Annotated in this window: 13 protein-coding genes; 1 reads left to right on the top strand and 12 read right to left on the bottom strand. The window is 60.6% G+C overall.

Annotated elements, in window-relative coordinates:
* Positions 1-2: 2 nt before the first annotated feature.
* From ABK249_RS07285 to ABK249_RS07260, 6 genes are all read right to left on the bottom strand, one after another.
* The gene (locus ABK249_RS07285) at positions 3-1,559 is read right to left on the bottom strand and encodes a formate dehydrogenase beta subunit (protein WP_037156842.1); all 1,557 of its coding nucleotides are present in this window, start codon (positions 1,557-1,559) and stop codon (positions 3-5) included.
* Positions 1,556-2,035: a formate dehydrogenase subunit gamma gene (locus ABK249_RS07280; RefSeq protein ID WP_227704329.1), complete on the bottom strand. Its 480-nt coding sequence runs from the start codon at positions 2,033-2,035 to the stop codon at positions 1,556-1,558. Before ABK249_RS07280 ends, ABK249_RS07285 begins: the two co-directional genes overlap by 4 nt.
* Before the next feature lie 168 nt (positions 2,036-2,203).
* A complete protein-coding gene (locus ABK249_RS07275) occupies positions 2,204-3,097 on the bottom strand; it encodes a LysR family transcriptional regulator (RefSeq protein WP_227704330.1) in 894 nt (297 codons plus the stop codon).
* A 68-nt stretch (positions 3,098-3,165) separates the two neighbouring features.
* Positions 3,166-4,290: a mandelate racemase/muconate lactonizing enzyme family protein gene (locus ABK249_RS07270; protein WP_348862510.1), complete on the bottom strand. Its 1,125-nt coding sequence runs from the start codon at positions 4,288-4,290 to the stop codon at positions 3,166-3,168.
* Positions 4,291-4,304: 14 nt separating this feature from the next.
* A complete protein-coding gene (locus ABK249_RS07265) occupies positions 4,305-5,804 on the bottom strand; it encodes an aldehyde dehydrogenase (protein ID WP_348862509.1) in 1,500 nt (499 codons plus the stop codon).
* Entirely contained in the window at positions 5,804-6,988 is a 1,185-nt protein-coding gene (locus ABK249_RS07260; protein ID WP_227704333.1) for an iron-containing alcohol dehydrogenase, read from the bottom strand. The genes ABK249_RS07265 and ABK249_RS07260 overlap by 1 nt, the downstream gene beginning before the upstream one ends.
* 70 nt (positions 6,989-7,058) lie before the next feature.
* Here ABK249_RS07260 and ABK249_RS07255 point away from each other — a divergent pair, with 70 nt between their 5' ends.
* Positions 7,059-7,955 carry a LysR substrate-binding domain-containing protein gene (locus ABK249_RS07255; RefSeq protein WP_227704334.1) on the top strand — a complete coding sequence of 299 codons (897 nt, stop codon included), beginning with the start codon at positions 7,059-7,061 and terminating at the stop codon, positions 7,953-7,955.
* A 53-nt stretch (positions 7,956-8,008) separates the two neighbouring features.
* Here ABK249_RS07255 and ABK249_RS07250 read toward each other — a convergent pair whose 3' ends face one another.
* The 6 genes from ABK249_RS07250 to ABK249_RS07225 all read right to left on the bottom strand — a co-directional run bounded on the left by ABK249_RS07250 (position 8,009) and on the right by ABK249_RS07225 (position 13,710).
* A complete protein-coding gene (locus ABK249_RS07250) occupies positions 8,009-8,416 on the bottom strand; it encodes a F0F1 ATP synthase subunit epsilon (RefSeq protein ID WP_227704335.1) in 408 nt (135 codons plus the stop codon).
* A gap of 174 nt (positions 8,417-8,590) precedes the next feature.
* Entirely contained in the window at positions 8,591-10,021 is a 1,431-nt protein-coding gene (atpD, locus tag ABK249_RS07245; RefSeq protein WP_037156829.1) for a F0F1 ATP synthase subunit beta, read from the bottom strand.
* 23 nt (positions 10,022-10,044) lie between these two features.
* Positions 10,045-10,926, bottom strand: a complete 882-nt coding sequence (locus tag ABK249_RS07240; RefSeq protein ID WP_227704336.1) for a F0F1 ATP synthase subunit gamma — start codon at positions 10,924-10,926, stop codon at positions 10,045-10,047.
* A gap of 42 nt (positions 10,927-10,968) precedes the next feature.
* Positions 10,969-12,498: a F0F1 ATP synthase subunit alpha gene (gene atpA / locus ABK249_RS07235; protein WP_037156825.1), complete on the bottom strand. Its 1,530-nt coding sequence runs from the start codon at positions 12,496-12,498 to the stop codon at positions 10,969-10,971.
* Entirely contained in the window at positions 12,498-13,064 is a 567-nt protein-coding gene (locus tag ABK249_RS07230) for a F0F1 ATP synthase subunit delta (protein WP_152601253.1), read from the bottom strand. Before ABK249_RS07230 ends, atpA begins: the two co-directional genes overlap by 1 nt.
* 262 nt (positions 13,065-13,326) lie before the next feature.
* Positions 13,327-13,710 carry an AGROH133_08824 family phage infection protein gene (locus tag ABK249_RS07225; RefSeq protein ID WP_037156820.1) on the bottom strand — a complete coding sequence of 128 codons (384 nt, stop codon included), beginning with the start codon at positions 13,708-13,710 and terminating at the stop codon, positions 13,327-13,329.
* Positions 13,711-13,770 lie beyond the last annotated feature (60 nt).

Below are 13,770 nucleotides of genomic sequence, written 5' to 3'. Positions count from 1 at the left end.
TGTTACTCCGCCGCTTCGATAAAGGGTGTTGGAGCGAAATCCTCCGGGAAGTGATTCATCGCGCTCATCACCGGATAGGGCGTAAAGCCGCCTAATGCACAGAGCGAGCCGAACTTCATCGTGTTGCAGAGGTCCGCCAACAGCGCCTTGTTCTTCTCAGGCTCGACGCCTTGAGCAATCTTGTCGGCCGTTTCCACGCCCCGTGTCGAGCCAATACGACACGGCGTACACTTGCCGCAGCTTTCGATGGCGCAGAATTCCATCGCGAACCGCGCCTGTTTGAGCATATCCACCGTGTCGTCGAAAACGGTAATCCCCGCATGGCCGATCAATCCGTCCCTGGCCGCAAAGGCTTCGTAATCGAACGGCGTATCGAACAGAGCACGTGGGAAATAGGCGCCCAGCGGGCCGCCCACCTGCACCGCCTTTACCGGCCGTGCGCTTGCCGTGCCGCCGCCGATATGATCGACGATCTCACCCAGCGACAGGCCGAAAGCGGTCTCGTAGAGCCCGCCATATTTGACATTGCCGGCGATCTGGATCGGGATCGTGCCCCGCGACCGGCCCATGCCGAAATCGCGATAAAAGGCCGCCCCCCGATCCATGATGACCGGCACGGAAGCAAGCGAGATGACATTGTTGACCACGGTCGGACGGCCGAGGAACCCCTTCAATGCCGGCAGCGGCGGTTTGGCGCGCACGATCCCCCGCTTGCCTTCGAGAGAATTGAGGAGCGAGGTCTCCTCGCCGCAGACATAGGCACCGGCACCCGATCGGATTTCCATGTCGAACGCATGCGCCGACCCCATCACCGACGGTCCGAGGATACCGGCGACACGGGCGATCTCGACCGCCTCCGTCATCGTCTCGATCGCATGCGGATATTCGGAACGGATATAGACATAACCCTTGGTGGCACCGGTCGCGACGCCCGCAATGATCATGCCTTCGATCAGCACGAAGGGATCGCCCTCCATGATCATACGGTCGGCAAAGGTCGCACTGTCCCCTTCGTCGGCATTGCAGACGATGTATTTCTGCGGACCGGCCGCATCCAGAACCGTCTTCCATTTGATGCCGGTCGGGAAGCCCGCTCCACCACGTCCGCGCAGGCCGCTGTCAGTGACTTCCCTGACGATCTCGGCAGGAGCCATGGAGAGCGCTTTTTCCAGTCCCTTCAGCCCCTGATACTGCCGATAGTCATCAAGGGAAACCGGATCGGTAACCCCGCACCGGGAAAAAGTAAGACGCGTTTGCTGACGAAGGAACGGAATATCCTTCGTCAGCCCGAGACAGAGCGGATGATCGCCGCCCGTCAGGAATCCGGCATCAAATAGGCCTTTCACATCGCTCGCCTTCACCGGGCCGTAGGCGACACGGCCATGCCCATTGCGAACCTCGACGAGCGGCTCCAGCCAGAACATGCCGCGCGAGCCGTTGCGCACCACTTTCGCATCGAGGCCGCGGGCTGCGATCTCCTGGGTAATCGCCTTCGCCACCTTTTCGGCTCCGAGCGCGAGCGCAGCGGCATCGCGCGGCACGAAGATTGCCACCGTCATCGGCGCACCTCCGTGATGATCTCATCAAGACAGTGCTCGTCCACGCGGCCGTAAACCTCTCCGTCCAGCATTGCAGCCGGCGCGCAGGCGCAAAGGCCCAAACAGTAGACCGGCTCCAGCGTGACGGCGCCGTCCAGCGTCGTCTGATGAAAGTCGATCCCGAAAAGTTCACGGACACGATCGGCAATACGGTCACTGCCCATCGACTGGCAGGCCTCGGCGTGACAGAGCTTCAACACATGCCGGCCGGCCGGATGCTCGCGGAAATCATGGTAGAAAGTGACGACGCCATGCACTTCCGCGCGCGACAGGTTGAGTTCGCTGGCGATGATCGGCTTCACTTCCTCCGGCACATAACCGAACTCCGCCTGGATCGCATGCAGGATCGGCAACATCGGGCCTTCGAGATGCTTCAGATCCCTGATGATCTGAAGCGACCGCTCGGTGAACTCACCAGCGGAAATGCGCATGTTCATATCTTTTAGCCTCCCGGCTGATCCGACACGGCCCTCTTTTCGACCATTTGCGGATCAGAAAGCTGGCGAAGCCCTCCGGCGGTCGTACTTCACCTATGAAGGCGGACTCTCGCAACGCATGTCGCAACCGTCAATAAAGGAGATTGGTTGATCGATAGAAAAAAACTATCAATCCATCGCCGCAGGGCTCAGGTTGCGCGCTTCGTGCAATAGAGCGGAGACCAGCGGCGTAAACGGCTCTCGATGCGTCGCCACCAATCCGACGATATGACTGGCCTCAGGTTCAACGATCGGAATCGTGCTAATTTGCTTGGCGAATCCGAATGAACGAGCCACATTGCGCGGCATGATGCTCGCCCATCGGCCAGTGCCAACATGCGAGAGCAGCACGACCATAGAATTCGACTCAAGCATCGGCTCTATGGTGACGCCGGCATCTGCGAGATGCTGGTTGATGATCCGGCGGTTTTGCATGTCCGGCGTCAACAGACAGAGCCTAAGATCGGCCATCTCCTTCCAGGTCACCCGCTCGCGATCGGCCAACGGCGTACCGACTGCCGTGACCAGATTATAATGTTCGGAATAGAGCGGCACGCTCGTGACGCGGCCAAGCGGCTCGTTGTCGAGATAGGTGATCCCCGCATCGATCTCGAAATTGTCGAGCTGGGAGAGTACCTGCAGCGAATTGCGCGAGACGACCGAAAAGGTGACGTCCGGATGCTTTGCCTGGAAGGGTTCTGTGAGCCGCGGTATCATGGCAAGCGCGGTCGGGATCGCCGCGAGCCGGATGTGGCCCGCAAGCCCCTTGCGCGCGGCCCGCATCTCCTCGCGCATGGTGCGCGTGTCGCCGACGATGCGCTTCGCCCATTCCAGCACCCGTTGTCCCTCCGGCGTCAGACCCTGGAACCGGGAGCCACGAACCACGAGCTGCACGCCAAGGCTCTCCTCAAGCTGCCGTATCGCTGCCGAAAGCGATGGCTGCGAGATGCCGCATTCCTCGGCTGCCCGGCCGAAATGGCCTTCGCGTGCGAGCGCGATGAAGAATTCCAACTTGTCGATCATCGCAAACCTCCTGGCACCAGCGCTAACGCGTTGCGCGCCGGCATACAAGCCGGTTGGCAGCGATGACCCTAACCGATCCGCGTGGCCTTCAACCGCTCCTCGTTCAGCACGATGCCGAGACCGGGACTCTCACCGAGTTCCAGCCAGCCATTTTCATGCGTCAGCGGCTGGACAAGCGGGAAATCGCGCCGCGCTTCGCTCCATTCCGGATTGTCGTAAGGGTATTCGAGAAAGGGAGCATCGCCTGCGCCGGCCGTCAGATGCGCATTCGCCAGCACGCCGATCCCGTTCGTCCAGCTATGCGGCGTGAACATCACGCCCGCTTCGCGCGCCTGATAGACGAGCCGACGGCAGCCGGTGATACCGCCGACCAGCGCCACGTCCGGCTGGATCACGTCGAAGGCCCGTTCCTCGATGATGTCACGGAACTCGTAAAGCTCACGAGTCATCTCGCCGCCGGCGATCCGCACCGAGGTCGCCTCTCTGAGCGCTTTCATGCCCTTGAGGTCGGAACGATGCAGCGGCTCCTCCATCCAGTAGATATTGAGCCGTTCGAGTTCGCGCGCCACGACGAGCGAATCCTTGAAGGTCCAGGGCAGCGTCGTGTCCCAGGGCATGCGCCAACCCTGATTGCAATCGACCATCAGTTCCAGCCGATCGCCGACACGAAGGCGGATCGCTTCCAGCGCCTTCACGTCGTCGCGCCAGCTCGAACGCCCGCCGGCGGATGAGGAGAACCGCACTTTCATAGCGGTGAACCCTTCCTGGACATAATGCTCCGCCTGTTCCGCCATTGCGGAGGGATCTCGCAGCACGCCGGAAGAAGCGTAGAGCCGGACACGATCGGTTCGCCCTCCGAGCATGCGCCAGACCGGCTCGCCGGTTACCTTGCCCGCAAGATCCCAGAGTGCCAGATCGAGCGGCCAGCAGCGACCGTAATGGAAGTTGATGTGCGACAGAACCTCGTAATGTCGCTCGATATGACGCGGATCCTGACCGATGAACAGGTCTTCATGGCCGTCGAATCCCTTCATCAGATCACCGGAACCAATACCCTCGCGCCCATCCTCGTCCCGCACCCGGACGATCGTCGCGTCGAAATGATGCCGCGGCCGGCCGTCCCAGCTTGCCTTGAAAGGCGGATCGAGCTCCAGGCGGTGATGCGAAATTTCTATCGATGCGATCCGGCTCATGTCCCCTCCCCCGCCTATCCGAACTGCTGCCAGATGGTCTTGTAGTCGCAATATTTGTCGATCGCATGCACCGAACGGTCGCGCCCGAAGCCGGATTGCTTGAATCCGCCGAAGGGCGTTGCAAAGCTCGACATGTCATAGGTGTTGATCCACACAGTGCCGGCATGGATTGCTTCGGAAAAGCGGTGCGCCCGGTCCATGTCCTTCGTGAAGACCGCGCCGGCAAGCCCGTAGATCGTGTCGTTGGCAAGCCTCAGCGCCTCTTCCTCCGTATCAAAGGGGATAGTCGCCAGGACCGGGCCGAAGATTTCCTGCCGGGCGAGGCTCATGTCGTTGGTCATGTCCACGAACACGCCGGGCGAGACATAGTAACCGCCGGTGTCCGAAAGCACCCGCTCGGCACCAAAGGCACGCCGTGCACCTTCCTTCTCGCCGGTCGCGATCATGCCGAGCACCTTCTGCATGTGTGCTTCCTCGATCAGAGCGCCGATCTGTGCCGAGGGCTCGAAGGGATGCGCAAGCACAATATCGCTTTTCGTCACCGCCTCTATCTTCCCGATCAGTTCGTCCTGAACCGAGCGCTGCACGAGAAGCCGGGTCGAGGCATGGCAGGTTTCGCCGGAATTGTAGAAGCACCCCCAGGCAGCGGCCGAAGCGGCGGCATCGAGATCGGCATCCGCGAAGACGACGAGCGGGGACTTGCCGCCGAGTTCCAGTGCCACGCGCTTGACGTTCGATTGCGCCGCGTATCCCATGATCAGCCTGCCCACTTCGGTCGAGCCGGTAAAGGCAATCATATCCACATCCATATGCAGCGCCAGCGGCTTGCCGGCCTCTTCGCCATAACCGCAAACGACGTTCAGCACGCCCGCCGGAAGCCCCGCCTCGACAGCCAATGCAGCGAGCCGGATCGCCGAAAGCGAGGATTGTTCGGCAGGCTTTAGCACCACGGAATTGCCGGCCGTGATCGCTGGCCCGAGCTTCCAGGCATCAATGATCATCGGATAGTTCCAGGGCGTGATCGCTCCGACAACGCCGAGCGGCACCTTGCGCACCAGAGCGAGGGCGTTCGGTCCACTCGGTGCAATCTCGTCATACATCTTGTCGATCATCTCGGCATAATACTGGATGCCGTCCGCACACAGCCGCACGTCGACGTTCAGCGATGCCAGCACCGGCTTGCCGACATCAAGCGTCTCCAGCAGCGCAAGCTCTTCGCCATGGGCGCGGATCAACTCCGCCCAACGGAGCATGGCCTTTTTCTTTTCGAGCGGTTCTTGGCTTCGCCAGACGCCGCTTTCGAACGCTGCTCGTGCCACAGCAACCGCCGCATCGATATCCGCAGTATTGCCGCGAGCCAGTTCCGCGCCGGGCTTGCCGTCCATCGGGCGAACGCGGGTAAAGGTCTGTCCGGACGTCGAGGCCCGATATTCGCCATCGATGAAATGCCGGCCTTCCAGCGTCAGCGTCGATAGTTTCTTTTCCCAGTAGTCGCGGGTGTAGATTCCGGTCATCAGAGGGTCCTCGGGAGCGACATGATCTTGTCGGCGAACGCATCGATATCCGCATCGGACATGTCGCGGATTGTCGAACGCCGCATCGGCTGATTTTCCGGCGCACGCATCTCTGCGGCCAGATCGGCGGCATTGAAGGGTTCGAATGCCTTCGGCAGCGCGCGCACTATCCCGCAGCGATCCATCATGTCTGAGACGAAGGCCGGCAGCGCCGCAGCATCATCGAGACGGATCGCTTTGGCTGCGGCATGCAGATCGGCCGTATCGACTTCGACGAGCCACGGCAACGTCGCCTCGAAGCCGAGCGCAGTGGCCAGCCCGTGATGCACGGGCGCCAACCCCGCCAGCGCATGACTGATATTATGGGCTACCGCCGTCCCGCAATTGTCGATCGCGACGCCGGCATAACAGGAGCCGAGCAGCACCTTTCCGCGCGCATCGAGATTGCCAGACACCTTGACCGCCGTTTCCAGCGAGCCGGCGATGAGCCGCATCGCCTCATAAGCATAGAGCTTGGCACCCGTATGCGCATTGCGGTTGGTCGAGGCCTCGAAAGCGTGGATGAAGGCATCCATGCCGCACCAGGCCGTGAGATGCGGCGGCAGCGAAATCGTCAGCTTCGGGTCGAGGATGACGAGGTCCGCTTTGGTCTCCACCCCCCAGATCCACAGCTTCTTGCCTTCCGGACCCGTAAAAATGTTCGTCGCGGACGTTTCCGATCCCGTGCCGGCTGTCGTCGGCACCATGATCTTCTTGAGCGGATTCCTCGGCAGTTGGTTGGCGGCAAGCGCATAGAACATCGGATCGTCGCTGGACGTCGCACAGCAGGCTGCGATCTTGGCGATATCCAGCGCCGAACCGCCGCCGACACCGATCATTAGATCAGCGCCTCTGGCCGCTTCGGTCGCGGCTCGCACATGCGCAAGCTTCGGCTCTCCGGAAAAATCCGAATAAAGCCGCGCCTCAATCCCGATCTCGGCCAGATCGCCAGCAATTTCCCCGGCCAATCCCGAAGAGACCAGGAAGCCATCCATCACGATCAAGGCGGTTCGCGCACCCTCAAAGGCCTTTGCGGCGGATGCGATCTCACGAAACGCCCCGGCGGCGAAGCGGATACGAGGAATGGAAGAAGTCGAGAATGACACGGGCAGCAAATCCGGTTTGGGAATGCCTTCAGTCTGCATCACAATCTCAGCTCTTCAAATCCATCGGTTTTTCGGGATATTGGATGACTTGAGATTATGGAGAAACGTGATGCTCGACCGCATTCCTCTGGAAGCATTTCGCGTCTTCGACGCCGCCTGCCGCTTCATGAATTTTTCCCGCGCCGGCCGTGAGCTTCATATCACCCAAGCCGCCGTGAGCCGCCGCATCCAGGGGCTGGAGGATCAACTCGGCGCAAAGCTCTTCACCCGCCGCGGCCGCAATCTGGCCCTGACGCCGGAGGGTGAGCGGCTTTTCCAGCGAGTACGCGCAATGCTCGAATATCTGGAGGAAAGCCTTGAACCCTTCCGTGGCGGCGGGCGCGAAATCATCTCGATTGCTGCAAGCGGCTCGGTTTCGCATCTCTGGCTCGGCAAGCGGCTCAAGGATTTCGACAACGAAAGTCCCTCCGTTTCCGTACGGCTGCTGACGACGGATTCACCATCGGAACTGGCGTCCGAGGCCAACGATCTCGTCATCCTCTATTCCACCGGCGAACACCCGCGCTGGAATTTGACACTGCTGAGGAAGGAAATCCTGGTGCCGGTCGCCTCTCCCGCCTATCTTGCCCGAAGAGGCCTGGATGCCGCATCACTAACTGCCGATGAAGTTGCCGATCTTGATCTGATCGACTACGAGCGGTTCAACGCCAACTGGATCTCGTTCCGGCAATGGTTCACGCGCATCCCGCATCCGCCGAAAAGGTGGCCGAACCCGCGGCTTTCCTTTTCCACCTATTCGCTGGCAATCGACGCGGCCCTGCAGGGCGAAGGCATCACACTCGGCAGCATCGGACTGATCGCGGAACAACTTGCATCCGGGGCACTGATCGAAGTCGGATCGAATCGGATCGAAACCGGTTACGGCTATTATCTTGGCATGCCACGCTACCGCTCCCTTTCACCGGGGGCGGCGCGCCTGCATCAGCACCTGCTCGCAGGTCAATAGACAAAAGAAAAGCGGCCTTTTGGGCCGCCAGCAATTCTTGAATGGTTGGGCACTCAGGCCGGCATGACGATGCCGTTGAGATGGGTCAGTTCTGCCAGGAACAGTTCCAGCTTGGTCTTGTGCTCATCGCTTTGGGCTTTATCGATCTCGGCCTGTGTAACCTCGATCCGCCGCTGCAGCGTCTCGCGCGTCACTTCGCTGAGCGGCACGGCGGATTCGGCAAGCAGCGTGCAGCCGGTCGGCAGGATGTCGGCGAAGCCGCCGAACACCACGTATTTGTTGACCTGGCCGGAGGCGAGTTTCACGGAAACCACGCCCGGCTTGATGGTCGTCATCGTCGGCGCGTGGTTGGCCAGCACCGTCATTTCGCCGAGAGTGGCCGGAATCACCACTTCGGTGACCTTCTCCGACACGAGGAGACGCTCGGGCGAAACCAGTTCAAAATTGAAAGCGTCGGCCATAACGGTCCACTTCCTTAGAGCAATTCCAGCAAAAATTCCTAGCGGTTTTGCATCCGGAATCGCGGGAAAACAAAAGTCAGAGCATCAAAGGCGATTCTGTTTTAGCCGAGATGCTCTGTGTTCTATGCAATGACGGCGCACCGGAAATTTTCCCGCGCGCCATCTCGTTCAGGATCAGGCCGCTTCCGCCAGCTTCTTGGCCTTCTCGACTGCTTCCTCGATCGAGCCGACCATGTAGAAGGCTGCTTCCGGAAGGTGGTCGTATTCGCCGTTGACGAGGCCCTTGAAGCCCTTGATCGTGTCTTCGAGCGCGACGAGCTTGCCCGGCGAACCGGTGAAGACTTCGGCGACGAAGAAGGGCTGCGACAGGAAGCGCTCGATCTTGCGGGCACGGGCAACCGTCAGCTTGTCCTCTTCCGACAGTTCGTCCATGCCAAGGATGGCGATGATGTCCTGAAGCGCCTTGTAGCGCTGCAGGGTCGACTGGACCTTACGAGCCACGTCGTAGTGCTCTTCACCAACGACCATCGGGTCGAGCATGCGCGAGGTGGAGTCGAGCGGATCGACGGCCGGGTAGATGCCCTTTTCGGCGATCGAACGGGAAAGAACCGTTGTCGCGTCGAGGTGGGCGAACGAGGTCGCCGGCGCCGGGTCGGTCAAGTCGTCGGCCGGAACATAGATGGCCTGAACCGAGGTGATCGAGCCTTTGGTCGTGGTGGTGATGCGCTCCTGCATCTGGCCCATGTCGGTTGCAAGCGTCGGCTGATAACCGACGGCCGAAGGAATACGGCCGAGCAGAGCCGACACTTCCGAACCTGCCTGGGTGAAGCGGAAGATGTTGTCGACGAAGAACAGAACGTCCTGGCCCCTGTCGCGGAAATCTTCGGCGACCGTCAGGCCAGTCAGAGCGACGCGAGCGCGGGCGCCCGGCGGCTCGTTCATCTGGCCGTAAACCAGGGCTGCCTTGGAACCCTCGCCGCCGCCATGCTTGTTGACGCCCGACTCGATCATTTCGTGATAGAGATCGTTGCCTTCACGGGTCCGCTCGCCGACGCCGGCGAAAACGGAGTAGCCGCCGTGCGCCTTCGCGACGTTGTTGATCAGTTCCATGATGAGAACCGTCTTGCCGACGCCTGCGCCGCCGAAGAGGCCGATCTTGCCGCCCTTCGCGTAAGGGGCGAGAAGGTCGACGACCTTGATGCCCGTGACGAGGATCTGGGCTTCCGTGGACTGTTCTACGTAGGCCGGAGCATCCTGGTGGATGGCGCGCTTGTGCTCGGTGTTGAGCGGGCCAGCTTCGTCGACCGGCTCGCCGATGACGTTCATGATGCGGCCAAGCGTTTCCGGGCCGACCGGAACCGAGATCGGAGCGCCGGTATCAGTGACCTGCTGACCGCGGACAAGACCTTCCGTCGAGTCCATCGCGATCGTGCGAACAGAGTTTTCACCGAGGTGCTGCGCGACTTCGAGAACGAGGCGGTTGCCGTTGTTGTCGGTCTCAAGCGCGTTCAGGATCGCCGGAAGGTCGCCGTCGAAAGCGACGTCAACGACAGCGCCGATAACCTGGGTCACTTTGCCGAGGGACGAGCCCGTTGCGGTAGCCATGATTCTTACCCTCTTTCTTTACCTCAGAGCGCTTCCGCGCCCGAAATGATTTCAATGAGTTCCTTGGTGATCTGCGCCTGACGCTGGCGGTTGTAGGAAAGCGTCAGCTTGTTGATCATCTCACCGGCATTGCGCGTCGCGCTGTCCATCGCGGACATCTGCGCGCCATAGAAGGAAGCGTTGTTTTCAAGCAGCGCCCGGAAAATCTGCACCGCGATGTTTTTCGGCAGCAGGTCTTCGAGAATTTCCTGTTCGCCGGGCTCATATTCGTAGAGCGCCGAAGACCCGTTATTCGCTGCCTCGCTCGCTTCGAACTTTGCCGGAATGATCTGCTGAGCAGTTGCCACCTGCGAAATCACCGACTGAAAGCGCGCGAAGAACAAAGTCGCAACGTCGAACTCGCCGGCATTGAATAGGTCCAATACCTTGTGCGCCACTTCATCCGCCTGCACGAAACCAAGCTGCTTGACTTCGCGGAAGGTGATGTAGTGGACGATATTTTCCTTGAAGCTGCGGCGCAGGACGTCGTTGCCCTTGCGGCCGACGGTCAAGATCTTCACCGTCTTGCCCTGGGAGAGCAATTTCTGCGCATGATCGCGGGCAAGACGGATGATCGAGGAGTTGAAGCCCCCGGCCAGACCGCGTTCGCCGGTCGCGACGATCAGGAGATGAACCTGATCCTTGCCCGTTCCCGACAGCAGCAACGGCGCTTCGGCATTGCCGGCGTTGGCGGCCGAAAGGCCGGCCAGCACCTTGTTCATCCGCTCCGCATAAGGACGGGCGGCCTCGGCCGCCTCCTGGGCACGGCGCAGCTTCGCCGCGGCGACCATCTTCATCGCCTTGGTGATCTTCTGCGTCGCCTTGACGGAGGCGATCCGGTTTTTCAGATCCTTAAGTGAAGGCATCCGTTATCGGTCCCCTGGGGGTTAGTTGGGCTTGATCCGTTCTCAGGCGAAAGACTTGGCAAAGCTGTCGAGAGCCGCCTTGAGTTTCGCGCGCGTGTCGTCCGAAATCTGCTTCTCGCTACGGATCGTATCGAGGATAGCCTTGCCTTCGGTACGCAGGTAGGACAGCAGGCCCTGCTCGAACTTGCCGACCTCCGCGACGGAAATCTTGTCGAGATAGCCGTTGACGCCGGCGAAGATCACCACAACCTGCTCTTCCGTCTTGAGCGGCGAGAACTGCGGCTGCTTCAGGAGCTCGGTCAGGCGGGCACCGCGGTTCAGAAGGCGCTGTGTCGCGGCATCGAGATCCGAACCGAACTGGGCGAAGGCAGCCATTTCGCGATACTGGGCGAGTTCACCCTTGATCGAACCGGCAACCTGCTTCATCGCCTTGATCTGTGCGGCAGAACCGACACGGGAAACCGACAGACCGACGTTAACGGCCGGGCGGATACCCTGGTAGAAGAGGTCAGTTTCGAGGAAGATCTGGCCGTCGGTGATCGAGATCACGTTGGTCGGAATGAAGGCCGAAACGTCGTTGCCCTGGGTTTCAATGACCGGCAGAGCAGTCAGCGAACCGGCACCGCGGTCGTCGTTGAGCTTTGCGGCGCGCTCCAGAAGGCGGGAATGCAGGTAGAAGACGTCACCCGGGTAGGCTTCACGGCCTGGCGGACGGCGCAACAGCAACGACATCTGACGATAGGCGACGGCCTGCTTGGAAAGGTCGTCGTAACCGATCAGGGCGTGCTGGCCGTTGTCACGGAAGTATTCGCCCATGGCGCAACCGGCAAACGGCGCCAGATACTGCATCGGGGCCGGGTCGGAAGCCGTAGCGGCAACGATGATCGAATACTGCAGGGCGCCGCGCTCTTCGAGAACCTTGACGAACTGGGCAACGGTCGAACGCTTCTGGCCGATGGCGACGTAGACGCAGTACAGCTTTTCCGAATCAGGGCCGTTGTCGTGAATGGCCTTCTGGTTCAGGATCGTATCGAGAATGATGGCGGTCTTGCCGGTCTGGCGGTCGCCGATGACGAGTTCGCGCTGGCCACGGCCGACCGGGATGAGGGCGTCGATGGCCTTGAGACCGGTCGACATCGGCTCATGAACCGACTTGCGCGGAATAATGCCCGGAGCCTTCACGTCGACGCGCGAACGGCGGGTTGCATTGATCGGGCCTTTGCCGTCGATCGGATTGCCAAGCGCGTCGACGACGCGGCCGAGCAGTTCCGGACCAACCGGAACGTCAACGATGGCGCCGGTCCGCTTGACGGTGTCGCCTTCCTTGATGGCACGGTCGGAGCCGAAGATAACCACGCCGACGTTGTCGGCTTCGAGGTTCAGCGCCATGCCGCGGATGCCGCCCGGGAACTCGACCATTTCACCGGCCTGGACATTGTCCAGACCATAAACGCGGGCGATACCATCGCCAACGGAAAGAACCTGGCCGACTTCGGAAACCTCAGCCTCCTGGCCGAAGTTTTTGATTTGATCTTTCAGAATTGCGGAAATTTCCGCGGCGCGGATATCCATCAGCCAACCTCTTTCAGTGCAAGCTTAAGGGTGGAAAGTTTGGTGCGAAGGGAGGTGTCGATCTGACGAGAGCCGACCTTGACGATGAGACCGCCGAGAAGCGACGGATCGACCGTCACGGCGATTGCCACATCCTTGCCGGTAACGCCCTTCAGCGCCGACTTGAGCTCAGTTTCCTGCGCCGTGGAAAGCGCATATGCCGAAGTGACCTCGGCGGTGATTTCTCCGCGATGCGCCGCAGCGATCTCGCGATAGGCGCGGATCATGCCGGGGAGCGCGAAGAGGCGGCGATTGCCGGCAACGACCTTCAAAAAATTGCCGACGAGGCCCGTGATGCCAACCTTGTCGGCAACGGCGACGATGGCTTTCTGCTGCTCCTCGGCGGAAAAAACCGGGCTTGCGACCAGGCGTCGCAGGTCTTCGCTTTCGTCCAACAGCACCTGAAAACGATCAAGATCGGCACCGACCTTGTCGACCGAACCAGCCTCCAGAGCCAGTTCGAAAAGCGAGGAAGCGTAACGCTCCGCTACACCGGAAATAAGCTGGGACGTGTCTGCCACGGGCACAGTTTCCCTGTATTGCCATCCAAGCGCCAAACCTTCCGTAAAAGGTGCAGCAAGACCTTGAAATCGTTTGATTATTTCTCAGAACCTGCAGGGCGGGCGCCCTACCCTTTCCGACTTTCGCGGTTCGTCTAGCATAGGATGTAGGCCACCGCAACACGCCTGATAGAGGAAAAAGCCTTGGATGCAAGGGCTTGAACCGCATTTTATCCCGCAAGCGGAGGGATTTTCAGGCAATTGTGGTCCGCGGCCTCAAATTGAGGCGTCAAATCGTCCCGAAGACATAGGCGAGCGGCCCGGCCGCCAGCACAACCTGAAGTAAGAAAAATGCGATATTTCGAAGGGTGAAGGCCCGGTCGAAGGCGCAGGAGACGAGACGTCCGGTGGCTGCGAATCCGAGTGCGATACCGAGCACCATATAGATCCAGTCCTGGGCCAGCATGATGGCCGTCAGCCCCAGCCCAAGATGATGCGCTCCCGCGGCGCGAACGGAAGCGTACCCCTCCGGCCGCACTTCGCCGATCTGGAATGCCGTCAGGCGCAGGACGAAAGCCGGGAACAGGAAAGCGACGAGGCCGAGAACAGCAGTTGCCGCGGCGCACACGAAAGCGAGTTGTTCGCCGAGTTCAGTGGGAAAATAGAGTTCCATCCGGTTCTCGCCCTTATTCGAATCGTCTGATTTTAGCGCAAGCGGTAAACAACTCGCTAA

Origin of the sequence: Neorhizobium phenanthreniclasticum (assembly GCF_040066075.1) — a bacterium.
GTDB classification, from domain to species: domain Bacteria; phylum Pseudomonadota; class Alphaproteobacteria; order Rhizobiales; family Rhizobiaceae; genus Neorhizobium; species Neorhizobium petrolearium.
Note: the sequence above shows the minus strand (reverse complement) of the source record. Positions and strands in the feature narration are given on the sequence as shown.